This is a genomic window from Pantoea sp. B623 (assembly GCF_024814475.1).
GTDB classification, from domain to species: domain Bacteria; phylum Pseudomonadota; class Gammaproteobacteria; order Enterobacterales; family Enterobacteriaceae; genus Pantoea; species Pantoea ananatis.
In genome coordinates, this window is record NZ_JANUXM010000004.1 from 763,788 (window position 1) to 789,650 (window position 25,863).

The 25,863-nt window shown below is 42.7% G+C and carries 25 protein-coding genes and 3 pseudogenes; 18 read left to right on the forward strand and 10 right to left on the reverse strand.

Annotated features, from left to right (window positions below; genetic code table 11):
* Window positions 1–2: 2 nt before the first annotated feature.
* Window positions 3–431: a MarR family winged helix-turn-helix transcriptional regulator gene (locus tag NXS97_RS05465; protein WP_013025313.1), complete on the reverse strand. Its 429-nt coding sequence runs from the start codon at window positions 429–431 to the stop codon at window positions 3–5.
* A 154-nt stretch (window positions 432–585) separates the two neighbouring features.
* On the opposite strand from NXS97_RS05465, the gene NXS97_RS05470 reads away from it, so the two are divergent.
* The 4 genes from NXS97_RS05470 to NXS97_RS05485 all read left to right on the forward strand — a co-directional run bounded on the left by NXS97_RS05470 (window position 586) and on the right by NXS97_RS05485 (window position 4,152).
* On the forward strand, window positions 586–1,431 hold the full coding sequence (locus tag NXS97_RS05470; RefSeq protein WP_014606156.1) for an AraC family transcriptional regulator: 846 nt from the start codon (window positions 586–588) through the stop codon (window positions 1,429–1,431).
* Window positions 1,432–1,473: 42 nt separating this feature from the next.
* The gene (locus tag NXS97_RS05475; RefSeq protein ID WP_116219636.1) at window positions 1,474–1,881 is read left to right on the forward strand and encodes a DUF2000 domain-containing protein; all 408 of its coding nucleotides are present in this window, start codon (window positions 1,474–1,476) and stop codon (window positions 1,879–1,881) included.
* Between the two features lie 370 nt (window positions 1,882–2,251).
* Complete coding sequence (locus NXS97_RS05480) at window positions 2,252–2,512, forward strand: biofilm/acid-resistance regulator YmgB/AriR (protein WP_013025310.1); 261 nt, start codon at window positions 2,252–2,254, stop codon at window positions 2,510–2,512.
* Between the two features lie 134 nt (window positions 2,513–2,646).
* The gene (locus NXS97_RS05485) at window positions 2,647–4,152 is read left to right on the forward strand and encodes a SulP family inorganic anion transporter (protein ID WP_042677728.1); all 1,506 of its coding nucleotides are present in this window, start codon (window positions 2,647–2,649) and stop codon (window positions 4,150–4,152) included.
* A gap of 36 nt (window positions 4,153–4,188) precedes the next feature.
* Here the strand turns inward: NXS97_RS05485 and NXS97_RS05490 are convergent, their stop codons facing one another.
* The 4 genes from NXS97_RS05490 to NXS97_RS05505 all read right to left on the reverse strand — a co-directional run bounded on the left by NXS97_RS05490 (window position 4,189) and on the right by NXS97_RS05505 (window position 6,133).
* Window positions 4,189–4,386: a DUF6404 family protein gene (locus NXS97_RS05490; protein ID WP_013025308.1), complete on the reverse strand. Its 198-nt coding sequence runs from the start codon at window positions 4,384–4,386 to the stop codon at window positions 4,189–4,191.
* 242 nt (window positions 4,387–4,628) lie between these two features.
* On the reverse strand, window positions 4,629–4,808 hold the full coding sequence (locus NXS97_RS05495; RefSeq protein WP_181901411.1) for a hypothetical protein: 180 nt from the start codon (window positions 4,806–4,808) through the stop codon (window positions 4,629–4,631).
* A 109-nt stretch (window positions 4,809–4,917) separates the two neighbouring features.
* On the reverse strand, window positions 4,918–5,187 hold the full coding sequence (locus NXS97_RS05500) for a YrhK family protein (protein WP_013025306.1): 270 nt from the start codon (window positions 5,185–5,187) through the stop codon (window positions 4,918–4,920).
* A gap of 739 nt (window positions 5,188–5,926) precedes the next feature.
* Window positions 5,927–6,133 carry a hypothetical protein gene (locus NXS97_RS05505; RefSeq protein WP_013025305.1) on the reverse strand — a complete coding sequence of 69 codons (207 nt, stop codon included), beginning with the start codon at window positions 6,131–6,133 and terminating at the stop codon, window positions 5,927–5,929.
* A gap of 616 nt (window positions 6,134–6,749) precedes the next feature.
* On the opposite strand from NXS97_RS05505, the gene NXS97_RS05510 reads away from it, so the two are divergent.
* From NXS97_RS05510 to NXS97_RS05570, 14 genes and pseudogenes are all read left to right on the forward strand, one after another.
* On the forward strand, window positions 6,750–7,526 hold the full coding sequence (locus NXS97_RS05510; RefSeq protein WP_116219634.1) for a hypothetical protein: 777 nt from the start codon (window positions 6,750–6,752) through the stop codon (window positions 7,524–7,526).
* A 267-nt stretch (window positions 7,527–7,793) separates the two neighbouring features.
* Entirely contained in the window at window positions 7,794–9,041 is a 1,248-nt protein-coding gene (locus NXS97_RS05515; RefSeq protein ID WP_116219633.1) for an integrase domain-containing protein, read from the forward strand.
* A 122-nt stretch (window positions 9,042–9,163) separates the two neighbouring features.
* Window positions 9,164–10,330 carry a restriction endonuclease gene (locus NXS97_RS05520; protein WP_116219632.1) on the forward strand — a complete coding sequence of 389 codons (1,167 nt, stop codon included), beginning with the start codon at window positions 9,164–9,166 and terminating at the stop codon, window positions 10,328–10,330.
* Window positions 10,331–10,540: 210 nt separating this feature from the next.
* On the forward strand, window positions 10,541–11,161 hold the full coding sequence (locus NXS97_RS05525; RefSeq protein WP_259231779.1) for a hypothetical protein: 621 nt from the start codon (window positions 10,541–10,543) through the stop codon (window positions 11,159–11,161).
* A 93-nt stretch (window positions 11,162–11,254) separates the two neighbouring features.
* A pseudogene (locus NXS97_RS05530) lies at window positions 11,255–11,497 on the forward strand (integrase); the annotation flags it as partial.
* A 272-nt stretch (window positions 11,498–11,769) separates the two neighbouring features.
* The gene (locus NXS97_RS05535; RefSeq protein ID WP_116219630.1) at window positions 11,770–12,492 is read left to right on the forward strand and encodes a hypothetical protein; all 723 of its coding nucleotides are present in this window, start codon (window positions 11,770–11,772) and stop codon (window positions 12,490–12,492) included.
* Window positions 12,493–13,673: 1,181 nt separating this feature from the next.
* On the forward strand, window positions 13,674–13,889 hold the full coding sequence (locus tag NXS97_RS05540) for a hypothetical protein (protein WP_071999622.1): 216 nt from the start codon (window positions 13,674–13,676) through the stop codon (window positions 13,887–13,889).
* A 65-nt stretch (window positions 13,890–13,954) separates the two neighbouring features.
* Complete coding sequence (locus tag NXS97_RS05545; RefSeq protein ID WP_259231780.1) at window positions 13,955–14,329, forward strand: hypothetical protein; 375 nt, start codon at window positions 13,955–13,957, stop codon at window positions 14,327–14,329.
* Between the two features lie 39 nt (window positions 14,330–14,368).
* Window positions 14,369–15,091: a HesA/MoeB/ThiF family protein gene (locus NXS97_RS23300; protein ID WP_405037453.1), complete on the forward strand. Its 723-nt coding sequence runs from the start codon at window positions 14,369–14,371 to the stop codon at window positions 15,089–15,091.
* The gene (locus NXS97_RS05550; protein ID WP_116219627.1) at window positions 15,075–16,157 is read left to right on the forward strand and encodes a ThiF family adenylyltransferase; all 1,083 of its coding nucleotides are present in this window, start codon (window positions 15,075–15,077) and stop codon (window positions 16,155–16,157) included. Before NXS97_RS23300 ends, NXS97_RS05550 begins: the two co-directional genes overlap by 17 nt.
* A gap of 4 nt (window positions 16,158–16,161) precedes the next feature.
* Window positions 16,162–18,291, forward strand: coding sequence for an ATP-binding cassette domain-containing protein (locus NXS97_RS05555; protein ID WP_116219626.1), 2,130 nt, complete (start codon window positions 16,162–16,164; stop codon window positions 18,289–18,291).
* 188 nt (window positions 18,292–18,479) lie between these two features.
* Window positions 18,480–18,866 (forward strand): hypothetical protein, encoded by a 387-nt coding sequence (locus NXS97_RS05560; protein ID WP_116219785.1) that lies wholly within the window; start codon window positions 18,480–18,482, stop codon window positions 18,864–18,866.
* Entirely contained in the window at window positions 18,835–20,076 is a 1,242-nt protein-coding gene (locus NXS97_RS05565) for a relaxase/mobilization nuclease domain-containing protein (RefSeq protein ID WP_246874091.1), read from the forward strand. Before NXS97_RS05560 ends, NXS97_RS05565 begins: the two co-directional genes overlap by 32 nt.
* 222 nt (window positions 20,077–20,298) lie before the next feature.
* Window positions 20,299–20,940 (forward strand): DUF4755 domain-containing protein, encoded by a 642-nt coding sequence (locus NXS97_RS05570; protein ID WP_158151133.1) that lies wholly within the window; start codon window positions 20,299–20,301, stop codon window positions 20,938–20,940.
* Window positions 20,941–21,104: 164 nt separating this feature from the next.
* Here NXS97_RS05570 and NXS97_RS05575 read toward each other — a convergent pair.
* The 5 genes and pseudogenes from NXS97_RS05575 to NXS97_RS05595 form a co-directional block, all read right to left on the reverse strand.
* A pseudogene (locus NXS97_RS05575) lies at window positions 21,105–22,309 on the reverse strand (IS3 family transposase).
* Window positions 22,310–22,481: 172 nt separating this feature from the next.
* Window positions 22,482–22,739: pseudogene (locus NXS97_RS05580) on the reverse strand (transposase); the annotation flags it as partial.
* A 145-nt stretch (window positions 22,740–22,884) separates the two neighbouring features.
* Window positions 22,885–23,799, reverse strand: a complete 915-nt coding sequence (gene accD / locus NXS97_RS05585; RefSeq protein ID WP_116219623.1) for an acetyl-CoA carboxylase, carboxyltransferase subunit beta — start codon at window positions 23,797–23,799, stop codon at window positions 22,885–22,887.
* A 284-nt stretch (window positions 23,800–24,083) separates the two neighbouring features.
* Window positions 24,084–24,965, reverse strand: a complete 882-nt coding sequence (locus NXS97_RS05590; protein ID WP_147301580.1) for a hypothetical protein — start codon at window positions 24,963–24,965, stop codon at window positions 24,084–24,086.
* Between the two features lie 169 nt (window positions 24,966–25,134).
* On the reverse strand, window positions 25,135–25,854 hold the full coding sequence (locus NXS97_RS05595; protein WP_116219621.1) for a 4'-phosphopantetheinyl transferase: 720 nt from the start codon (window positions 25,852–25,854) through the stop codon (window positions 25,135–25,137).
* Between the last annotated feature and the right edge of the window lie 9 nt (window positions 25,855–25,863).

A 25,863-nucleotide genomic window follows, 5' to 3' on the forward strand; every position in this document is an offset into this window, starting at 1 on the left:
AATTACATCGTTCCCATTCGGGTCAGCAGTGTCTCTAAAATTCGCTCAACCACCGCGAGCTCCTGAGGATCGATATCAGCCAGCAGCTCAGCACGTAAGGCATCCGCGTGGGTTTTAACGTTGGCGAACGCGTCATTCCCTTTTTCGGTCAGCACCAGGTGACGTTTGCGGCGATCTTCGGCTGGCTGTACGCGCGTCAGTAAATCCTGCTTCACCAGACGATCCACCAGCGGCACCATACTGGCATCCTCCAGCCCCATCCGCTGTGCCAGTTCCGTTTGCGTAAGCCGCTGAGGTTCGCTGGCAATAAGCCCAATCGCCATCCAACTGCTGGTACTTAAGCCACTGTCTTTCAAATGACGATCGACGGCCAGACGCCAGGCATGAGCAGTAAGATGGAGCAAGTGCGTAAAGGTACGGGTAGATGACATTTAAATAGCAACCTAATGATTAGAGTTCTAATTAGTTGAATAAGTTATTATACGCAAAGCAAATTGCGAATGAAAAGTGTCTGCTCTGTTAAATACTGGATAATCGCGGCAGAATGTCCAGGTTGATACTGTCGTAAAAGTTTAGTGGAGTAAAATGCGTGTGAAAGACTCAACAGACAGCTGGGTGGATTTGCGTCGCGACCCAAACAGCGGTATTGAATCTCTGCGGGCGCATTTTACCGGTCATGCCTACGATCCTCACTGGCATGACAGCTATTTAATTGGCGTGACTGAGCAAGGCGTACAGCAGTTCCATTCCCGACGTCAGCGTCATCACAGCCGCCCCGGCACCGTCTTTATGTTAGAACCTGAAGAACTGCATGACGGCGATGCCGTTGATGCCCAGGGTTTTACCTACCGTATGCTGTATCTTTCGCCCCACCAGCTACATCAGCAGCTTGCGCCAGCCTGTCTTGATGGACTCCCCTGCGGAGACCTACGCTTTGCCAGCACGCTGAAAGACGATGGTCAACTCTCCTGGGCGGTCTGGCACGCGTTTGACGCTTTCTGGCACGATCATCCCCGGCTCATTAAAGATGCAGCGCTGGATCGCTTATTCCAGCAACTCCGTTATTCTCCCGTCTTGCGCGGCGCCCGGGCAGAGACAGCACCATCGCTGGCGCATCAGGCGCGCGACTGGTTGATGGCTTATCATGCGGAAAATCCCGGCATTGCCGAGCTGGCGCAGGCGCTCAACGTCGATCGGTTCCGCCTCTCCCGGCTGTTTCAAAAACAATGGGGCCTGCCACCGCACGCCTGGTTAGTGCAGTGGCGCCTGAGCCAGGCGCGCCGTCGGCTGGCCATCGGTGAATCGCCCGCACAGGTTGCAGCCGAGCTGGGTTTCGCCGACCAGAGCCATCTGGGGCGCTGGTTCAAACGCGCCTGCCAACTGACGCCCGCGCGTTACCAGCAACTGTGCACAAATCTTCCAGACGCCTGAGCTGAGCCTTGCCACAATGGCTTTTTGCCTCAGGAGATGAAAATGACAGAACCACGATGTGTAATGATATTGAACAGCGCGTTACCCGCTGGCAAAGCAACCAATGCCGCAGCCGTTATCGCCCTGACCGTGGGTCAGCGGCACCCTTCCCTTGCAGGCGAAGCCCTTGAGGATGCCGCCACCCGGCGCTTTCCCGGCCTGATTCCGGCAGGCATCCCCGTGCTGGCCGCTGATGCACAGCAGCTCAGCGCATTATGGCCGCAGGCTGAGCAGGCGGAATGCGATATTGTGGTGTTTCCGGAAGAAGGTCAGTCGACGACAGACTATGGCGCCTTTACTGCCGCCATGAAGACACAACCGGCAGCGGAATGGCGTCTGCTGGGCGTGGCTATCGTCGGGGACAAGAAGAAGGTCCGTAAACTCACCGCGAAACTTCACCTGTTTGCTTAACCTGCTGTGAATCGTGCTGCTCACGCGCCGATTTTTCAACTTGTACACATTTCCCTGTACAGATTAACGGCAAATAATTTACCTAAAATGCTGATTGTTAATCATTAGCATTTTTTGCTTAATAATTTACTTGTACAATCAAAGTTACATTGTATAACTTTACAGCCAACGAGTTGTGATCACGACTCTGTAACGAATGATGCATCTGCGTCGCCTCTGAAGGTGTAATGGATTTCCACCCTCAGAGGTTTCTTTTTTGATTATCTCGACCTGTTTACGGCGTTGGGTTCCATTGTATTTTATGCGATGGCTTTTAGGTCTGTTTGTCCTGCTGTCCGCCCGGGTAGCTGGCTATTTGAAAGGCTAACACATGCAAAACACACTGCCCCAAACTGATAAAGAGATTGCTGACTACTTTACCGTTGCTGGTAACAAGCCTGACAGTGATATGGAAATTCTTGGACTGGTGGTTGCAGAAATTCTGCAGTCAGGCATGGCTGTGAATAACAAAGCGATAATTTCTAAGCTGATTCATCGTCTTGAACTGGAAAGTGACGAAGTTTCACTGGATGTTTATCGTCACCTGCTGGAGATGGTGGTGTATAAAACCCCTGACGACTTAACGGTATAGTCCTTTCTCCATGGATGGAGTCATTTCGCTTTCTCTGGCTTCTTCGTTTATCCATCGGTAACATCTGCCCCTCACCATATCCAGTCCTCCTTGCCTTTCGCGCAAGATATGAATAAAAGAGCCTGCACAACATTATGATTCAACAAAACGATGTCGCCACGACCGCCGTTGTGGAAAACGATATCAGTGTGGGGCGCGTACTGCGCTCGCCTGCACTGCTTACCCGAGAATGTCTGGCTGGCGTCATTACGGCCCTGGCACTGATTCCTGAAGTGATCTCTTTCTCTGTTATCGCGGGCGTCGATCCCAAAGTCAGCCTGGTCGCCTCTGTTGTACTTTGCCTGACGCTGTCCATTCTTGGCGGACGGCCGGCCATGGTGACGGCGGCGGCGGGTTCGGTGGCGCTGGTGATTGGCCCGATGGTACATGCCCATGGCGTGGCCTACATTCTGCCTGCGGTCGTGATGGCCGGACTGATTCAGATTCTGTTTGGTGTCACCGGCATGTCACGGGCGATGCGCTATATCCCACGTTCGGTGATGATCGGCTTTGTGAATGCGCTTGGCGTGTTGATTTTCTTTGCTCAGGTTCCCCATGTCTGGGGTCAGTCGCCTGTAGTATGGGCTCTGTTCGCACTCACTCTGGCGATTGTGCTACTGTTGCCCCGAGTGCTTAAAAGTGTTCCTTCCCCTCTGGTCGCCATTATCGTTGTGACCGGCGTGGCGCTGCTGATGGGTTACCGGGTACCGGATGTGGGGGATGAAGGCCCGATGAGTGCCGGCTTACCTGACTTTACGGCCTTAGCCGTACCGCTCGATCGCCACACGCTGCAAATCGTCTGGCCCACGGCGCTCAGCATTGCGTTTGTCGGGCTGATGGAATCGCTGCTGACCGCCAAATTAGTTGATGATCTTACGGACACGCCTTCCAGCAAACGGCGCGAATCCTGGGGGCTGGGCATAGGCAATATTTTTGCTGGCTTTTACGGCGGCATCGCCGGCTGCGCCATGATTGGCCAGACCATTGTTAACGTAGAACTCGGCAAAGCGCGCAGTCGGGTATCAACGATTGCGGCGGGCCTGGTCCTGCTGCTTCTCGTCACCGGCCTGAGCCACATTATGGCGAAGATCCCTATGGTTGTTCTGGCCGGAATCATGATGGTGGTCGCCGTCAAGACGGTAAACTGGCACAGCCTGCAACCGGCAACCCTGAAACGGATGCCCTGGTCAGAAACGCTGGTGATGGCGCTGACGGTAGGCATTACGGTACTCACCGGTAATCTCGCGCTTGGGGTACTGGCCGGGGTTATCGTTGCGATGATGTTATTTGCACGCCGCGTTGCGCATGTCATTCATGCCGAAAGGCAGCTAAGCGAAGACGGGCAGTCGGTGCGTTACACCGTGCGCGGGCCGCTGTTTTTTGCCAGCAGCAACGATTTGTTTGAGCACTTTGATTACGCGCAGGATCCGAAATCCGTCATTATCGACCTCACCCACGCGCAAATCTGGGATGCCTCCAGCGTCGCCGCGCTGGATGGAATCGAATATCGCTACCAGCGCTATGGCACGCACGTGACTATAGAAGGACTGGATCTGCGCAGCAGTGATTTCCATCGCCGCTTGACCGGTAATCTGAGCTGAGTCACTGGCCTGCTGCCTGAGCGCAGCAGGCCGCAGTCAGGCTTGCTGGCGGCGGGCTTTGTAGCGGGCCACCATGGTGATGAGTGCCTGGTATAGCAACCCGGCATACAGGCTCATTAAAATAGCCAGTCCAATCTCTTTGCCCTGCGCCTGCCATGACATAAACCACATGAAGACGCCCCACAGAACCGAAAAAATCAGCCATCCGCGGACGAATTTCAAAATGCCATTCATAACATTACTCCTCTACATTGATGCGCTACCTTAACCGGAGTGAAGACAAAAAGCCGAATCATCATCGTGAGATGAGAAGTATCTCAAAAAACAAACAAATGGCCTTCCTCGCTTCGCTTTTACCCTTCGCCGCCCTATTTTTAGTTACGGGTGTCTACAATTAGCTTACTGTTAATTTCATAAGGGAAATAGAATGAATCGTCGTCTGTCCTTTTTAGTCGCTGCTTTTGTCGTTTCCACGCTCAGCGCCTGCGCACCGCCGCCGCCAGGTCCGGGTTGCGGCGCGCCACCGCCGCCGCACGATCGTCGTCCACCACCACCGCCTCCACCGCCAGAACAGGCTTTCGCGCCACCACCTCCTCGGGCTGACGCCCCTCCTCCGCCCCCTCCAGCCGCAACCGGCGAACAGCCGCCTCCGCCACCGGCTCGCACCTGGTAACGTTTTAGCAGCGATGTTAAGTCTGACCGCCTTACAGCCGGGCCGCAGGATAGCGGCCGGGCTGACTCATCTGAACCACCTGTCCCAGGCTGTCACCGCGAAGTGGCAGGGCGAGAGCGATAAACACGTTTGACATGAATAAGCTCTGCCAGGGTTATCGCCGGGCGTAACAGAAGTTGAAGGCTGCCGACCACAAATAACCAGGTACCGCCGGTCATTAGCGAATCGAAGAAAAAAAGAACGCTTCCTGTCAAAAACCATATCGCGATAAAGAGATCGTTCAGTGCCCCAAGGGCCCGGTAGCGGCGCGCTATGATGATGTGATCTGAACCGAAATCGATTTCTGCTTGATGTCCGGGCACGGCTTGTCCTTGTCAGTTTGGTCGGTATGTATTGACAAGGTTAGTGCACTGAAAGGGGTAAGTACGCCTTTGTTGATTTAAGATCGCGATGACAGGAAAGCATTCTGTGCCAGAGCGAACAGTCGGCTGTTTTCATTTCGAAAGACGCGCGCCAACGCCACTCAACGGATCGCTGGCAACACTCTGGTTTAATGTTAAAAACAAGATTCGAAGCTTAGCTCGTTGTTTTAGCGAAGCGCGTAAATTCATGCTTGCGCTGTAACGGCATCTGTCGAAACACTTTTGTATTTCACGGCGCAAGAGGCCGTGAAGGCATGGCAGGGATACGCATTCGGAAGAGAGATTTTGGGCACACCGATGGATGAAGAGGACGGGCGAAATCACTATCAGAAACTGGCTCTGCAAAGCGCGTAACTTAGAGAGCAAATGGTTGAAATATAAATATTTTATAAAATAATCTCGTCGACCTGGTTTTATTCTTACTCATGCCTGAAGGTTTCTTCTTTCCGGCCGATAATCAAAATGTAATCGATAGTACCTTATCTTTATAGCCCTGTTCGCTATGCCCACATCCGAGTGGGCTTTTTTCTATCTGACACAGGCATATCGTGCCTTTTATCGATCAAATCTCATTCAGTTGTATCTAAAAAGCACGATCACTGTATGCTTCCACAGTCAGTCAAAATTGACTGCTGGATTTTCCCTTGTAACAGTTTCTGCCTGTGTAACGCAGGCCTTTTTAATTTACTGCCTTCCCTGCTCTGACAAACTCCGCCGCCATTCTGTAGACCTCCGCCTGAAGTGGATTCGTCTCCTCTTTCATCCAGTCTTCAAGTATTTCAGCAAGCTCTAAATCAAAAAAACCTTCTTTTACATCAAGCAGTTCCAGCACGGCTTTACCGATTGCGGTAAAGATAATATAGGGCCGTTCATCATCGTCGTCCATGTGAGCCTAAGTTGTGAAACGGAAATTCAGCATAGCACATAAAATGAGCAATTAATTTTATTCCTGCGGTTGAAGGCTTCCCTACTCTTTTGGCTGTTGCCCATTAAGCTCAAACGCTAGCGCTGATGCCGCTGACTATAGCCTGCACGCATCTGTTTTCCTTTTCAGTTCGTGAACGACCTGGCCTTGAGTTTTCGACGCGGGCCTAAAGCTGAGGGATGCCGAAATGCAGGTTTATGCAAGTCAGGAGAGTACGAGGATAAGGATGGGCTGAAAGTCCATGATGAAAGATGGCAGCAAAAAATGTCTGTTGCCACACTGCTGCCATTTTGCTACCACTGCCGAATGTCAGACACAAAAAAACCGCCCAAAGAGGCGGCTTAAACGACATTGCTACTACTTGATTTTATTGGTGTTTCAATATGGTGCCCGGGGCGGGACTTGAACCCGCACGACCTTGCGATCGAGGGATTTTAAATCACACATTAACATCTGTTAGAACAATAGATTACAGTCACTTTTCATAATATACCTCATTTATCTGTAGTAGATTTTTCAGTGTGTTAGGTGGTATAAATGCCCGATATTATGAAACACACTGTATATAAATCACCAAATGAGTAAAATTAACGAACGCCACAAAAAAAATTTTTATATTGCTTACTTAATAATTTTTATATTAACACTACCTTTTTCAATTCTTTTTTGGGTGGTACTTTTCTTTCTTTTCAAAAATAGCATAGCCCCAACATTAGAATACGGAAGCGTTAGTGATTGGGTGTCCTCAATAAGTACCGCATTAACCTTGCTTGTGGCATGGCAAGCCTATAAAGCGGCACCAGACTGGTTAAAGCAAAAGCATGATGAGCAAACCTTAGAGCTCGCTGCAAAACTCATTGAATCAGAGAATGATAAGTTAATAAAATTAAAGAAGGATCTTTTTGACACTGGTGGTGATTTTAGTAAATCAGTGAGAGTTTGCTACAGACACCATGACAACCAGCGTGCGCATGCATTGTCTGGCAAGTACAAAGAGCTTATTAGCGATCTTTCTCTACAAGTTGAAAACACCGAAAAAATCATTAGCTCATTGATAAGGCGTGGCTGGACGCTCAAGTCAAATTATTACGGAAAATATAAAGAAATAGATTCCAAACTCAACGGATCATTAGTGAGTAATTTCTTTGAGTTAACATACATTGCATTCCTAACGGAAAGCAAGCATATAAAAAACTGGGAGGAATCATTTGAAAAAATACCTAAACAAGATATTTCCTTTGCTAACTTCGACCAAAGCATAGCTGAACTTAATTACATTTTAACTGAATATACAGACTCGATAAAAAATGAAAAAATGTATTTAAAAGATTTTTTTGATATAAATAGAGATTGAATCCAATCATGGGGTGTCAGGGGTCGGAGGTTCAAATCCTCTCGTGCCGACCAAATTCTCCCAACGTTTTGTCTGGTGAAGTCCAGAGAGAACCATAAAAAACAGTTTAAACAGTAGGTTGTTGAAACCTGCTGTTTTTCTGTTGTCTAGTGAAATCCTGATTGATACAGTGGAATCCACCTGATTTAGGCATACTCATGGGCATACGTTTCTAAGACTGCCTTTTGATATGCCTAAGCCTTCCGAGGAACAGAATGGAGACTGCTCATGGCAAGAAAGACCAAGCCCTTAAACAATACCGAAGTGAAGAACGTCAAAGCTGCTGGGCGAGCATTGGTTCTTTATGACGGGGATGGTCTGGAACTGCAGGTTACTCCCGGAGGCTCAAAACTCTGGCGGTTTCGTTATTACAAACCCTTCACTCGTAAACGGGCCATGATTAGCTTTGGTTCATACCCTTCCGTTTCGCTTTCTGAAGCCCGCCAAAATCGTGAATCAGCCCGCGCTCTTCTCAGCAAAGACGTCGACCCTCAAGAGCACAAAAAAGCAGAGCAACTTCGTCAGAAGAGTGTGAGTGAAAGTACTTTTGAAAAAGTGGCAGCTGAGTGGTTTAAGACAAAAGAGGCAGCAGGATTAACAACTCACACTCTTAACGATATCTGGCGTTCAATGAGTAAATATGTGTTCCCACATATTGGCTCTATGCCTATTTCCAGCATTACAGCCCAACAGTTTATTGGATCCCTTAGCCCAACTCATGCTGCAGGCAGACTCGAAACTGTTAAAAGGTTGAGTCAGCGTATTAATGAGGTTATGGATTACGCTTTGAACTCTGGCTTAGTCACTTCAAACCCAGCGGCAAAAATCGGTAAGACGTTCCATAAGCCAAAAGTAAAACACCGCCCCGCTCTCTTACCTGAACAGCTACCTCTGCTTATGAAGAATCTCGCATTTGCGAGTATTGGCAGACAGACGCGCTGTCTTATCGAATGGCAGCTCCTTACAATGACACGACCGGCAGAAGCGGCGATGACACGCTGGGATGAAATCAACTTCGAGACAAAGGAATGGCACATTCCTGCTGGGCGCATGAAAATGAAACGTATGCATATTGTACCGCTGTCTGAACAGGCACTTGCTGTGCTAGAAGTTATGAAGCCAATCAGCCAGCATAGACCACACGTTTTTCCCGGTTACCGCAATCCCCTGGAACCAATGAACAGTCAGACTGCAAACATGGCGCTGAAACGTATGGGCTTCAAAGATATCCTTGTTGCGCATGGTATGAGATCCATAGCCTCAACTGTTCTCAACGAGAAGGGATTTCAACCTGACGTCATTGAAGCAGCACTGGCTCATATTGATACCAATGAGGTCAGGAGAGCATATAACCGTTCTCAGTATCTTGATCAACGAAGAGAAATGATGGCTTGGTGGGGTAGGCATGTTGAACAATCAGCAAGTGGCAACTATAGCTTTTCATCAGGATTGGAAAATGATTCAGTAAATCATTAACATGAGGTGAAAGTATGAAAAGTATTTTCGTCTAATATTATACTCAACTAAAAGAGTAGCAACTAAACCTTAAGATCCAAAGACCGTGACTAAGCCTAATAATTTCAAAAGGAAATAGCCTAATGATTTATCAGTGTTACTCATGCAGCAAGACATCTTTCGAAATTATTTGTCCCTGGTGTTCTGGCGGGGTACAAACTGCAACGAATTCATGGGGCACAAAAACGCCTCCCCCTGTAACCTCAGAACAAATGATTCCTCTTAATCCCTCTTTTTATCCAGAGTTTCAATATCAGTCAAAAGGAATCATAAAAGACTTATTCGGAAAAAAGAAAGAGCAATCCCAACTCAATAGTCTCCTGCAAAATGTCCTAGATAAATATGCAAAATTTAAGGATCCTTACTTCACAAATTTCATTTACACGACAAAGTTTTCACATGATAAGCGTTCAGAGAATAATCTGACTGAAGACAAAAGTACCTATTCTGATTTTGTTTTGTTTCGCGAAGTACTTGTTCGGAAGGGCTTTGATGAGTTAGAAGAGCTGCCAATGCTTTTGGACAAGCTTTTACTTACCACATCATTCAACGCTTTATATAGTGGATTTTCGAATGAGATCAAAAGGCATATCAAACCTACATTAACGGAATCTTTAAAATCATGGATTGAAGAAGCAGGAACAACCTTTAGAGCAGATCTATCTTTATTTCTATATTTTGTCTGGAACAATAAAATAACCTTCCCTGCATTAGATTTCAATGAGAATGCTCAAAACACTCCAGGCACACCATTGATATCGATTGATAATGTTAGAAAATATATATCAATCTGTGAAACTATATACTTTGACATTTTAGTCGAAAGATTGGCTACACGCCTTGAGCACTTCAATCCCGATAAATATGTTAATATGTACTCAGTGGATTCAATGAATGGTTTTGAATTTGAAGACTTCTTAGTCAAAATTTTTCAGACTCTTGGGTATGATGTTAAAGAAACCAAGAGAACCCAAGATCAAGGAGCAGATCTATTTGTCACTCGCTTTGACAAAAATATTGTTATCCAGGCAAAAAACTACTCTGGCTCAGTTGGTAATTCAGCAGTACAACAAGCGATCTCCGCTAAAGCATTTTACTCATGTGACGAAGCAATGGTTATTACAAATTCATATTTCACTAATTCGGCTAAAGAACTTGCTGAATCAGCAAAAGTACGCTTGATTGACAGAAATGAATTACAAAAATACTTAGAAGACTACAATCAAAAAATAATAGAAGAATTTAAATGATTTTAAATCTTCAAATATTAAAAAAATAGTTACTGTTAATTATGACTTGTGTTTTGATTTAAATTACGAAGATAGATTTCCTAAATCAATAACATTTAAATTTAGAAGTGCGAGAACAAAATGAATAGAGTTAATCAGATAGTTAGCATTCTTAGTAAAATGGAATCACATACTCCATTTGCGTTGATAAAATCTAAGAAAAAAACCTCAATGAAAATACAAAACTACTCTTTGCTTGGATGCCTTCTATGTCTTCTGCTGTTGGGGGTACTAATTATTCTATGCATAACTTTTAATATTGATAAAAAGAGCGTAGAAATTTACGCTTTATTGCTACTTATAATGAATCATATATTTGGAATTATATGCTTATCAACACCTATAGTCGCTAATATGAAATTCTTCTTTAATATGAGAAAGGAAGTATTAAACGACTTTCAAATAGAAATCAATCACGGTGAGAAGAATGTTGAACAACTCGATCACTATTCTATTCTCGAGTTGGAATATGCAACATATTGGTTAAATCTTAAAATTGAACGATTTAAAGCACGTATATCAGATTTCTTTGGTACTAAAACAGCCATTATATCTATTTTAGGATTATCATACTCTGCTGTACAATCTCTGGGTGGATTTGAAAAAATAGGCAGCAATTTATTTAAAGGAATATTAAACTCTGACGTTTCTAATATAATTTCGATATTAGGTTTGTTTTTTCTTCTCGGGATTTCCCTTGGAGCCATTGTAATGAAAAATATTATCAATCATTTTGAATATCTAAAAAACATTCTAGCACTGGCAAAACAGCGAAAAAAAGAGTCCTCCTAAAAAATACATCGGTCAGAATAATGAACTATTATATCTTTAAGCCTCAATTAAAATTTAATACTAGGCGAGAATCTAAGATAACTTTAACAAACTCTCAATCATTTGCATGAACAAACAGCCAATTCCAATGCCGCTATCATTCGAATGGGATTCGGAGGTGAGCTTGTAGCCCACGGTATGCGCTCAATAGCGAGGACAGCCGCAGAAGAATCCGGCAAGTTTAGAATTGAAGTTCTCGAAGCAGCACTTGCTCACTCCAAGAAAGACGAAATTGTACCTGCGTATTCTCGCGCAGATTATCTTACAACGAGATGTACTTATGCAGTGATGGAGTGATGGAGTGATGGAGTGATGGAGTGATGGAGTGATGGAGTGATTATGTGCAATCTCAAAGTTTAAAGAGGTTACTGAATTAAATCCCCTTCACAGATCATGTAGTAACATTATTAGAAATGTAACGTATTAAAATTAATAGATATTTTTCTTAAAATCCAAAAATTAAGCATAGTTACAATACTTTTTCCTCCCCTCCTTCAAAAAAGCTTTGAATTTTCCTATTTTCATGAGTAAAGTTAATGTTTAAAGGGAATCGCTAAAAGGAGCACAATGTGGTAAACGCCACCAACTCATTGAAAAATAAAGGAATTTCATTTTTCGGAAAAAATGCAGTCAACATTAATACTAATAAAATTATCATTAAAGAAGAAACTATCTATGGAAGACCTTATACAATTCTAGTATTGCCATTACTTAACAGTAAAAAGGCATATAAATTAGTATTAAAAGAGGGTAGCGAAGTTATTCTAGGTCAAAAAAATGATTTTAAGAAAAAGTTAATGAATTCAATTTTATGGAGAATATTTACTCCTTTTATTATTTTTTGTGCTTTGAGCTTACTTTCCTTTTATTTTTCAGATCTTAGTATAGTTGTTATGTTGCTTTTTCCTGTAGTATTTGGATTTATGACCTATGCAATGAGTTATATTGAACTGAAGGATTATCTAAAAAAAATCGCTGATACAGTATCTTTTTTTAGCGGCACAGTTACGGCTTGTCTTGCAATAATAAAATTTGATATTGCCACCGAAAGCCCAGCCTCAACTATACACAGTCCTTTTATTAATGGCATATTAATATTTTTTTTAGTTTTCTTTGCTTTTTTTGCAAGCATCAAATTCTTCATCTCTGCTGATGAAACATTTAAAGCAAGAAAAATTTACTTATCACAATTTTCAGCACCTAAAAAAAGAAAAACCTTTCTCAGAAATATGAAAACTAAATACCTTAGACTTCAAAGAAAGGTACGTACCTTCATGACTTGGAAAATTTAATACACTTTAAAAAAAACAATTTCTTCAAACTTTTGGTAAAGTGGAACGAAGCAATAAATTATAAAAAAAGGAAAAAGCATAACTGTAGCAGCAAGTAAACAAGATGCAATTATACTGATAAGAGATACGCTTTTATTATATCCAGCAAGACCCGAAACAAAAAAAGAGAGATAAACAATAAAAAAAATCAATCTATAAAATTCACTTTTAATAAAAATAAAAAAATTTTTCATAAATTCTCCTATTGAAGAGCACCTAAGCTTTATTGATAATCAATCATTTAATAAAATGATTGATTAATAGATAACATCAAATTTAAAACTGTCAACAAAAAATAAGAAAATAGTACAATTGTATTTATAGTCACAAAAAACAAAGCAAAATGGGGACTGCAATGCTTTAAAAAATTATTATTCAAATCCTTCATTACATTAAAAATATGCTCTCTTTTATTGGTGACCTTCATACACTTTGAATAAAATTATGCCAAACCGTAAGAGTGCCCCTATAAAAAAAATTTTGACACGTTAATAAAAAACTTGGTTAGCCAACCCAATATTAAGGAAATATTAAAAGTAAAATCGGCAGACTTTTTATTACCCCGTAAATATTAAAAGCATCTCCGTCATTACATCAAATTAATAGTTATATCTTATCGGAGGCCATTTAAATACTCTGTAGATTTCATTCTAAACGCATTTAAAGCATACATGAGTCGGGCTTCTTTATTTCTTTGATGCTATTTTTAACAACTATAACCTGAGAGATTCCGGACATTTTGAATCAATGAATTGCCGTATATTTTTCAATACAATAAGCTATAGTTAATATCAATTTTTATTTCATGGAAAAGATTTAGAGTTAAAAATTCATGAATTTCATTGGTTGTCTAAATGTTTACAGATATGCTTTATTGCTGTTCGTGCCGTCCTTAGAGAACACCATACATAAGCAAACAGGGAAAATATCGCACTCTATTCTATGGTTTACTGGCTATAAATTACTACTATATGATATTTATCAAATAATCTTTTGATAAAGTTCCTGTAATCTCATGACAATAACCTATAGACAATCCTTTAAAATCATCATTACTTAGATAAATATAGTTGACCGAGATTAGCGTTGAGTTTATTCTATATTTTCTTTTACACTTTAATATTCATTGAGGGATATTCAAAATGAGCCAGCTTTTAGATCTTACCTTTGAAGTAATAAAAAAGAATGTTATAGCTCAAAACAGTGCGGGTTGTAAGACTAACGGTACTAGTACTTGCTGTTCAACATACTGCACAGCAAAAAATTGTCGGGGTATTGAAAACGGGTCGGAAACTGAATCTGGAATGGATGCTTGGGATCAATACTTACAAATGAATGCAGGTGTATTACAATACTAATCACTCCAGCCCATTTTGCAGTCATAAATGGGCTGAACTTTTAACCACACTTAAATCAATACATTATGTTAAATAAAAAATTTTATTTACAACACACAGTGGATGTATACGTTACTGAACTGAAAGATGAAAAAGTTAGAATTACTTTTCATAGAATGACTACTCGTGAAAAAGTAGAAATCGTTACATCGAAAACAATTGCTGAATTTTTAGCTTTGTTAGATGGAAGAAAATCAGTCCAAGAAATACTAACTATGTTAGGGGCATTCGAACAATATTCAGCTAAAAATTTAATTGAATTTCTTTTAGGTCAACATTTGATTACTGAAGACAATGAAAACGTTGATGCAAAGTCTCGGTATGCTCGGCAAATTGCCTACCTTGATGATATGATATTAGAAAGGAAAGGGCATGAAACACAAGAAATATTAGAGTCGTAAAAAGTCGCAATAATAGGTTGCGGAGCCGTTACGGGGAATATAGCAGAAAACTTAGCAAGAGCTGGCATCCTAAATTTCATTCTTGTCGACTTTAAAAATTTCAAAAAGTCTAATTTAAACAGGCATATTTTTTCAAGAGTCTCAGATATAGGTAAAAATAAAGCTGAGGTCTTAGCCAATTATTTAAAGAGAATAGACTCAAGAATTAAAATAGAATTTTACCATGAAAAACTTTTACCTAATTCCAATTTATCTAAATGGATTGATCAGGACGTTAATCTTGTAATTAATGGTTGCGATGAACCTTATATAGGTCACACATCTGTAAAGTTAGGACGATTTCTTCAAAAGAAAAATATTGCTTTATACGTTTCGGGCGGATTTGATGCTCACCTGATGAGTTCTGGAGAATTAGTCTATCCTCCCAATACCCCCTGTATAGATTGCATTCAAAAGACATTCAGTAATGCATTAAGTGACTGGAAACCAATATATAGCAGGACAGATAATATTGAACCTTTAGTGAGCGACTTTAACAATAAAAATGACATACTTACGGAATATGTCATCGGTGGTCCTGGTGGCATAGCTTCGATGAGCGGGTACTCAGCATTTTTAAGCACTTTCAAAATAATTCACTTCTTGTCGGAAGACTCTCAATATAATTATTCAACCATCCGTTATGAATATCTTCCAAATAGCGGTGACCTAACAAGCTTTACATTATCAAAGCAAGGTGATTGTAATGTGTGTAATAGATAAGCTAAGATTACGAGAAAGCATTGGGATAATATCTCATGAATCCGGCATAGATTTCTTTAAATCAAATACTCGTGAAAATCTTTCATTAAAAATTAATTTCCCTGACATTGTTAATCTTTTAAATCAGTTTGATGGTAAGACATCCATTGAAAAAATTTCAGAAAAGCATGGGTTTATTGATGTAAAACAATTGAATAAATTAGCTTCCTATTTGAAAGAACAGTTTATTCTCATTCAACAAGACATGCCTTACCCTATCGAAATATTGGAAAGTGATTACCGCCTAATTAATTTACTAGAGGATTATTTCCATTCTACAAGTGACGTTGTTAAAGCAGTAGAGAGGCTAAAAAATTCGACAGTAATGATCATTGGATTAGGTGCCGTAGGTAGTATCATTTCTGCTTATTTAGCTAAAAATCATGTAAGTAATTTAATATTGGTTGATAGTGACATCGTTGACTTGAGCAACCTTCATCGACAATATTACTTTGAAAGTCATGTTGGTTTAGATAAAGCCACGGTTTTGAAAAAAGAATTAAAAGGTATTAATCCAGACATTAATACTATTATTATTTCGAAGTTTTTAACTTCCGATTTTTTTGAAGTAACTCAATTACCAAATAACATAGATTTGATAATAAACTGTTCTGATGAGCCAAGTGTTGATGCAACAAGTAGAATTATCGCTAAATATGCCATGGATCATAATATCCCGCATATTGTTGGTGGTGGTTATAATTTACATCTTACATTAATTGGCCAGACTATAATTCCATTCCAAAGTGCTTGCTTCGATTGTTTTAAAACAGCTTTAAATTCAATTAACGATGATGATTTGAAAAACGTAAAAGCTTTAAATAGAAATAATCGCAAGCTTGGTTCTTTCTCACCTCTATCTGGAATAGCAGCAAGCTTGGCTTCTCTAGATGCATTCAAGATTCTTATCAACAGATATGATATGTTACAGCAAACGAACAAAAGGATAGAATTCAATTCAATAGATTTTAGTATGCAGATTATGGATATAACTAGAAATCCTAAATGTGAATGGTGCGGAGAGTGATCTAATGAATAGTATCCGACTTAATGGCGTGTCTACACATAATTTAAAAAATATAGATATTGAAATATATAAAAACAAAATAACAGCAATTTATGGTCGGTCAGGAGCTGGGAAAAGTTCACTTGCATTTTCTAGCCTATATAAACTATGTAGTGATGAATTTGACGCATTAGAGAATGGTTATGGAGAAAATCACGAATACGAAATAGAAAGTTACGCTGGTATTATACCGGCAATAGCCATTGCGCAATCGAATAATAATAACAACCCTAGATCTACTTTGTATTCATATTTGAACATTCCGCAAACATTATCGTTTCTTGCAAAGAAAAACAGTAAACATATTCCAAGCTTCAAATTCCTAAAAATTAACAAGCCTGATAATGAGTGCCCTGTTTGCAAAGGCCTAGGTGAAATATCCTCTATTAATTCAAATGCAATTATTAATGAAAATCTAAGTATTGAAGAAAAACCCTTTTCTATTTGGAGGACAGGGACTTTTTCAGGTTTATATCATAATTTGTTACTATCTTATTGCCAACTTGAAAATATCAACATATCAACCCCTTACAAGAATCTTTCTGAAACTGTAAAGAGAAAAATTCTCTATGGTGTATCGGAATCGAGATTAGCTTTTAAATTTAGATATAAAGGTTCAACAAGACAAAGGCGAGCATATTATGAAGGTGTGATGATCTTTGCTCAAAGATTGGTAGGCCAAAAATCACTTGTAAATTCAACTATAAAAAATACCTGTACAGAATGTCACGGATCAAGAGTTAATCTTAACTATTATAGTAAAAATAACATCCGTGTTCTTGGATTTGATATGCTGGAGTTTATGACGCTCTCTTTTTCAGACATCTTAGAGAGAATATCTAGCATTCCTGAAACTGATGAAATCAAAAAGATCCTTCAATCAATCTGTGAAATGGACTTAGGGTACCTTAATTTTTCACGTTCAATTCCTAGTTTATCAGGCGGCGAATTACAAAAGCTTAGATTTAGTCGATTACTCATTTCAAACATATCTGGCATTTTATTAGTCATAGATGAAATATCAGCTCAAATAAACAGGGAAGACTTCCCCAAAATATATGAAAAAATTATTAAACTTTCTTTAAATAACACTATTGTTTTAATCGAACATTCATCGTATTTCATTGATAATGCAGATTACAAAATACATATAGGAATCGAAGCAGGTGATAAAGGTGGGTACATTTGCCCGAGTGAATACATTTCACCAATTAAAATGGACTTGAAGAGGCGCAAAACAAATGATTTTATTGAATTTAAGGCAATAACTAGAAATAATGTCATTAATCAGGAATTTAAAATCCCAAGAGGTTGCTTAACTGTCCTAACTGGCCCATCTGGTTCTGGAAAATCATCAATTGCAAAAGTGATAGAAGAAAATGAAAATGCTATTTATGTTTCACAGAAGACCTCAAACTTCAGCGGACGTTCTGTTTTAGCGTCTACGATAAAAATAAATACTCTTATAGCTGAATATTACTCCAAAGAGACAAATTTGGAACCAAAAAACTTTTTACTTTCAAAAGAAGCTGGTTGTAAATCCTGCGATGGCACAGGGATCATCAGGTATGAAAGAGGATATGATAAAGACATTTATTTGACTTGCCCAACTTGCGAAGGCAGTTTGTTTGATAAAAAAAGCGAAGGTGTTGAATTAAAAGTAAACGGTTTGAATATTGTTGAGTTTTACGATAAAGAAATAAAAGAGTTACATTCATTATTGGAAAAGTCCGACATACCGTTTCATAAAAACATTGAAACCATGGTTTCTCTAGGCTTAGGACACTTGAAATTAAATCGCAAAACTCAAACATTATCTGGTGGTGAATTACGTAGGATAAAACTTTGCGAGCATCTGTCCAGAAAAAAAGAAACAAAAAAAATACTTATTGTAGATGAGCCTGTAGCTGGATTAGATCCGGAAACTGCAAGCAAAGTTGCTGAATACATTTATAAAAAAACCCCATTATTTAATTCAGTTATTATTATTGAGCATAGACAAGAAATTATTGACCTCGCTGATTACGAGATCAAAATTGGCCCCTCCGCTGGCATATTAGGCGGGAAGATTTTATCACAAAATTTTTTAGAATGAAGTGCCTGATTATATTAAGTAAACCCTTTAGAAAGCAAGGGCTAACTCAGCGAAGCTGAGTAGCCTTGCTTTTTCTGCCCTTCGGTTGAAAAAGGGAAGTCAAAACCTACATCGTTGACATAATTCATCTATCGGTTATAAATAGAACAGGCATAAGGAATATGCTTATTTTTAGAAATGGAGATTATATGAAAGATATATACCGCCCTCCCCTTGCAGAAAATCTACGTATTCATTGCGTCAGCGTCAGACTCAATAACTCAGAGCTAAATATTTTGGATCAAGAGCGTAAGCAACACGCTAAGGGCGAGTGGCTTCGCATGTGCCTTTTAAATACCCAACCTCCTGTCGTTCCAGAGATCAACAGAGCGGCATGGAAAATATTTGGCGAGATAAATCACAGGCTCAATGAGATTGTTAACCACCTTAACGCAAAGCAGTCATGTAACCCTCTTACAAAGACTGAACTGTTCGCCGTAAAGCGGCAAATTAGTGAGCTTCGTTCTCGCCTCCTTACCGCTGATCTATGGAGTATCCCCTCTAATGAAGGGCATGCAGAAGATCAAGCGAGGTAAGAGCTTCGCAGGAGTTGTTCTATATGCGTTGAAGCCAGGAAAGCACCATAAAACCGATCCGGTTGTTATCGGCAGGAACATGTTGGGCGATTCGGCAACAGATCTGATTGCTGAATTCTGCGCTTCTGCTTCACTTCGCTCTGACGTTGCCAAACCGGTTTGGCACAACTCGCTTCGCCTACCTATTGGTGAATCACTCACGACAAAACAATGGGTGTCATTTGCTGACGACTACATGAATCGCATGGGGTTCAGTGAGACGCACCTACGCTGCTATATAATACATGACGATGAGGCCGGCCAACACATTCATATCATTGCGAGCAGAGTGGATCTTATTGGAGGGAAGCTTTACCTGGGCAGGAATGAAAATCTAATCAGCACGCGAGTAATTCAGGAGCTTGAGATAGCGCATGAACTGACTAAAACAAAAGGTCCCTCGCCTTCACATAGCCCTTCCCTATCCAGTAAGCGTAAAAGGCTATCACGAAATGAGGAACAGAAGGAGAAGCGTGAAGGTCAGCCAACGCCCAAGACGTTCTTACAGAACACTATCGACGAGATCCTTACCAATGCCAATGATATCTCGGGCTTCGTTGAAGCGCTTGCTGAGAACGGTATAGCGACAATACCCAACATTTCCTCCACGGACCGCATGAATGGTTTCTCATTCGAATACTCCGGGATCGCCTTCAAAGCTTCCCAACTGGGAAAGTCTTACTCATGGGCCAACCTGCAAAAGAAGCTTCTCTACGAACCCGAACGTGACAATCCTCTGCTCTTAACTTTGAAAGCTTCGGCTATGGGAGGTGATGAGACGAGTGATTCAGTTATAGAAGCTGCTAAGGTAGCTATTACACCGTCATTACCAGCTGCTTTGGAATTCGAAGGTACGCCTCCTCCTGTGTATGAACATAGAGCTAGAGCGTCAGAGACAACTGAAGCGCAGACACTGCTCGACATGACGCGTAAGCCAAGCGAGCAAACCAGAATCGCTGACTTCTTCATGACAAGGGTATTGAGCTGGCTACTGAGCATTCCTTACCTGGCCACTTTCATAGACCTGCTCAAAAAGGCAGGTAAGACGTTTCTCCACCAAAAATCCTCATTTGCGACAATTCATACAGTCCTCTTAGCTGAGCCTGAGTTATCTGAGCCATTAGCCAGCAGCGAAATACTGACTGAACGCGCAGCAGTGCCCTTTCGATAAACTCCTGCCTCAACAAAATTTTCAAGCCTAAGTCCTTATTTGAGCAAATAATTGATCGTTTTTACAGATCGATAAACTATATATGATAGCTATAAACTATCAAAATAAGATCATCGATCGGTACAAGTGATTTGCTTAAGTTTTGAACTCGTTCAAAAATGCGTCGTAAAAGCAGTTACCAATCAGCTAGTTATGAATCACATAACGTTAAAGGTATATAAAATGGATACAGCGGCTTTGAATGGTCAGAAAGTACGTAAACCTTCGTTCTTTCGTTCTATCAGGTTATGGATTGTTGTACTGGTGATTGTGTGGATACTGACTGATTCAAATCCAAAAGACACTGCAGGGTTCCTGTTCATGTGGACATTACCTGCCTTCTTCTTACTCCTTACGGCATATGTGTCATACACACATAAAAGGGCAAACGCCTCCACAGTCGACCTGCTGAACGTCAATGACAATGGATTGTGGAGCCATCAATTCCAGGGCAGCAAAATGACGATTGATACGAATCGTGAGTTGCTAACTCTCGAGGCTGGTAAGCGTAAAAAGGCTTACAAGTTCAGTGAAGTCAAAGGCTGGAGATACCACCTGGCTAATGGAGGGGAAATCGTAGCTCTTGATTTAGTCGGTATGGCAGGAGCTAAAGGTCAAAACAACCTAACCCGCCTTAAAAACTTCGAGAACTCAGGGTTCTTCATTGAAGTCAAAGACATCGAAATCCCAGAGTGGCAAATCAAATTTCACCCACGGAAAGGTCGGTTCCACCATGAACGAGGGATCCGGGATACAGAAATGCAGTTGAAGCAATGGTGCGAAATTTTCGACCAGACACTCAACAAATCCACAGAAACACACTGACCAACAAGTTCAAATAAGGGATTAAGAAATGAATAAACTTTCAACAGTAGCAGTCCTGTCCTTGGCGGTTTTACTTACAGGCTACGATAGCGAACCCTCGTCTTCTGAGATCCAAAAGGCTATGCAGGATGGATTTGACCCTATATATCCAGACGTTTTTGCTCTTATGATTGTGATAACTTCCTGCGTATATATTCCCGTGGTGAGCGATGTCCCAGTGCACTATGCGGATGATGTTCGTTGTAATGGCTGAACGCCACCGCCAGATTCATCACCGCAGCCTGGCTGTCCGGTTTCGGCATGATGCTGATGTAATCCCGCTTTATCGTCTTCACGAAGCTCTCTGCTATGCCGTTGCTCTCCGGACTACGCACTCTTGTCGTGCAGGGTTCCAGGCCCAGCATCCGGGCGAACGCCCGCGTTTCATGTGCCCTGTAGTCCGAACCATTGTCCGTCAGCCATTCCAGTGGCTCTGTTGGCAACTGCCTTCCGAAGCGTTTTTCTACCGCACCCAGCATGACATCCTGCACGGTTTCTTTGTCATAGCCACCTGTGCCTGCGGCCCAGTCGATGATCTCCCGGTCACAACAATCCTGCGCGAAGGTTACCCGCAACTTTTCGCCATTATCGCAGCGGAACTCAAAGCCGTCTGAACACCAGCGTCGGTTGCTCTGAGCCACTGCCACGCGTCCTTTACGGGCACGCTTCCGGTGGTTATCCGCAGGTTTTCGCTCAAGAAGCAGATGGTGAGTACTCATAATGCGGTACACCCGTTTTGCATTAACTACAGGCTGCCCGTCACGCTCAGATTCTCGTCGCAACAGTGCCCATACCCGTCGATAACCGTACGTGGGCAGGCTGGCCACAGCCGTATTTATCCGGGACAACACCGCGTTATCGTCAAAACGGGGTTGTTGCCGGTGATCCTGCCAGTCAGACAACCGGCGAACCCTGATACTCAGCTGCGCACGCGACACGCCAATACTTCGGCAGACGTCGGTTATTCGTCGTCCCCGGGCAACAAGGGCGCATGCGCAATCCATTTTTTTGCCCGACCGAACTTCACGGCCTCTTTAAGTATTTCAGCTTCCATCGTCTTTTTGCCCAGAAGGCGCTGTAGTTCACGGATTTGCTTATTAGCGGCAGCAAGTTCAGAAGCAGGCACAACTTCTTCACCTGAAGCCACGGCAGTTAGCGAGCCGTCTTCGTATTGCCTGCGCCATTTGAAAATCTGGTTGGCATTGATGCCATGCAGGCGGGCGACATGAGACACGGTCATACCGGGTTACATTGTCTGCTGAATAATGGCTATTTTTTCCGACGGTGTACGGCGGCGACGCCGCTCAGGTCCTGATAACACTTCAACCATCTTATTATTCTGACTGGTGTTAAACATAGGTCTAAGACTACCTCTTATTTTAAGAGAGGCGAAGTGTCTGGTGATCTATGGGGCTAATCTACCGCAGGGCAAAGCATATTTGCCTTTCGCTGGCTCCGTAGCGTGCCTGCAGATCCCGGACCCAGTCGCGCCAGCGTTAGTTTTTTGGCAACACATCCTGCAGCATGGCCCTGTCGAGGCTCAGATCGGCACCCCGCTTTTTCAGCCTGAGATTCTCTTCCTCAGGCTGCTGCATGTGCTTGAGTTCAGATGGGGAAATCACACCGTATTGCTTGCGCCACGTATGGAACGTGGCATCGGAGATACTCAGCTTGCGACAGACCTCCAGTACTGATGTACCCAGTTCAGCCTGCCTGAGGGCAAAGACAATCTGTTCTTCAGTGAATCGTGACTTTTTCATCGGCTCAACCTCCGCTCGGGGGGAGTATTAGTCATGCCAGAATTCTGTTTCTGAATGGAGCAGGATGTTGAATCAGGGTCACTAATCAGAACGGAGCATTGCAATAAAAAAAAGGGCAGTGCCTGATGGCCCTGCCCTCGAATTATCATGCATTAAGTTCCTGATCAGGTGACGTCGGTGCTACAACGTCTTCGTGCGGCATATCTGGATTAGGCGCAGGAAGATTCAGCAGCTTGGCCAGGATGCTGGCAAGTTTAAAGCGCATTTCAGGACGGCGAACAATCATGTCGATGGCGCCTTTCTCAATCAAAAATTCGCTGCGCTGGAACCCCGGCGGTAATTTTTCACGCACGGTCTGTTCAATAACGCGAGGCCCGGCGAAGCCGATGAGCGCTTTCGGTTCGGCGATGTTGAGGTCGCCGAGCATCCCAAGACTTGCAGAAACCCCGCCAAGGGTTGGGTTAGTCAACACCGAGATATAGGGTAGCCCCCGCTCCTGCATCTTCGCCAGCGCCGCAGAGGTTTTCGCCATCTGCATTAGCGACAGCAGCGATTCCTGCATACGCGCACCGCCGGATGCGGTAAAGCATACCAGCGGGCAGTTTTTTTCCAACGCTTTATCGACAGCCAGAACGAAACGCGCACCAACCACAGAGCCCATCGAGCCAGCCATAAAGGAGAATTCAAATACCGCCCCGACCACTGGCATGCCGAACAGCGTGCCTTCCATCACCACCAACGCATCTTTCTCGTCGGTTTCTTTCTGCGCTGAACTCAGGCGATCTTTGTACTTTTTGGCGTCACGAAACTTTAGCACGTCTTTCGGCTCAATCTCGCCCCCCAGCTCCACTGCCGTTCCTTTGTCCAAGAAACTATGCAGACGAGCGCGTGCTCCGATACGCATATGATGATCGCACTTAGGGCAAACCGTCAGGTTACGCTCCAGTTCTGCGCGATACAGAACCTGACCACAGCTGTCGCACTTGGTCCATATCCCTTCCGGGATATTAGTCTTGCGGGTGGAGATAATGTTGCTCTTAATTCGTTCAATCCAACTCATTGATGACCTTTTTCCTGAACCTAGTCGATGTATGTTTTGCCATGAGCGGCATACAGTGCTTCTATCCGCTTTGAGACTATGAAATGTTGCACATTAAAACATATGAGACAGAAACTAAAACATAAGAGAAAGAAACATGGGACAAAAAAGTGGTCCGATCTCTCCCGGTCCGCTACCTGACTCTGCTCGTGGAACCATTCTGGCCTGTCTGGCTACTGCTGCTCCAACCTCCAGGACAGAGGGTAAAACAGATGACCCATTCAGTTGGAATAATGGTAACGCACTTATACCTCAAATATCTCTTCCTCTCTTCTGAAGACACTCTTCCTCACCGCAGTTCGTGGCCGGTAGCGAATAAGATTGGATTCATCGTAAGCGATGAGGCAACCGGGCGAGGCCATCATTTCATCCGCAATCTCATCCAGATATTGCAGCAACTCTGCGCTGAGATGGTCCGACTGATACGGGGTCAGAACATAATCATAAACCGATAATAAAAGATTGTTCATCATTGCCAGGTCATTCACAAATATCCGAGCCACCTCTTCTATTACCTGTTTTCTTCCTTGCCTGTCATTAATACCACGGTACATAGTGAAATCCAGCTCACCTTTTCTTAGATAATACCATACCTGGTGAATAGGTTGAGACAGCGTGTTATCTACATTACAAAAATTCACACTTACCGAAATCTGATTGTGATCCAGTACTTCCTGGTTCATTGAGGGATCACCCAATAACCAGGCTTCCTTGTCCTCACACCAATATTCAATCAGAATTTGCTCTGGGTAAATATCCTGACTGAAGTAGGTACAATAGGCGTACCGTAATCTGGAAGGGATTTTTTTGTACCTCATCATGTCAAGCGCCACGATGGCCAGGGTCAAACAGTGCCCGACGAGCTTATTTTCAAAGGGGATTGGATTAATAATGGATGTCACACCAGCATCAGACAATCTGTCCAGTATGATTTCAGGCTGAGTGATATCAATGTCGTTGTACCTTTCAGGGCTAATTTTATATTTATTAATCCCTTTATAATGCTCTACTATATTCCTTGCCACCTTAAATATTTCACTCACAGAGCTGGAAATATGCTGGTAGTAATCATCATGTTTTGTTGGCCTGCGTTCAGTATACAACGCCTTAATATCTTCAGAATTCAAAATCATTTCCTTTTCTCTCTGTTTTTACAATGACTTTCTCTAACGTCATGCTTAACATTCATAAAAGAAACACTTCCCGTGTCAGATAAAAAATCAGATCGTCTGTAAAGTCATTCAGATATAACGAAAGGATCGGTCAAAGGGGCCTGTCCGGTCGGGAAACGCCAGGTCAAAGGGCTGGCGTGGTGCATTCAGCAATCACTGTAACAACGGTATGATCAAAAAACCTGAACCATCCAGTAAAATGAGAACCCGCACTATACTCTCCACTCCACGCGCAGGTGAGCTCAATCTGAAACTGTGCCGATTCTTCACATATCCACGTCAGCCTTGCGGAACTGAAATTCTGAAACAGCAACGTGTGGGGGAAAAGCGCTTTATATAACGCTTCTTTAGCTGAAAAAATCAGAGTGACCAGTTGCGGATGCGTAAGAGTGCTCCCCCCCAGGATAACGTCATTCCATTCGGCTTCAGACACGATGGCACGTGTTAATCTGGTACATTGATCGGCCGTGAATATTGTTTCTGTATCAATGCCCACAGCCTGGTAGTGCTCCTGATGACAGACAGCCGACACCGCTAATGCCCGCGTGTGAGAAATGGACCCACGGTAACCGGAAGGCCACTGAGGAAGTCGATGCTTCCCGATGGGAAGAGCGAGTGTTTTGCAGCCAAGGAACTGGAGCGCACGTCTGGCAGCTAGGCGACCGGCAAAGTACTCGGCCTTTCTTTTTTTCACTGCTCCGGTTAGCAGCGCCGGGCATTCCACATCAAAATCATGGAAGAGTGACTGCTCGAAATACCTGAGTTCGAAGGCATTGAACCAAAGCACCATATGCCTGAACTGCGGAAGCACCACCCTTTTACTGAGGCTTAAAAATGGAAGCATGTGTCAATT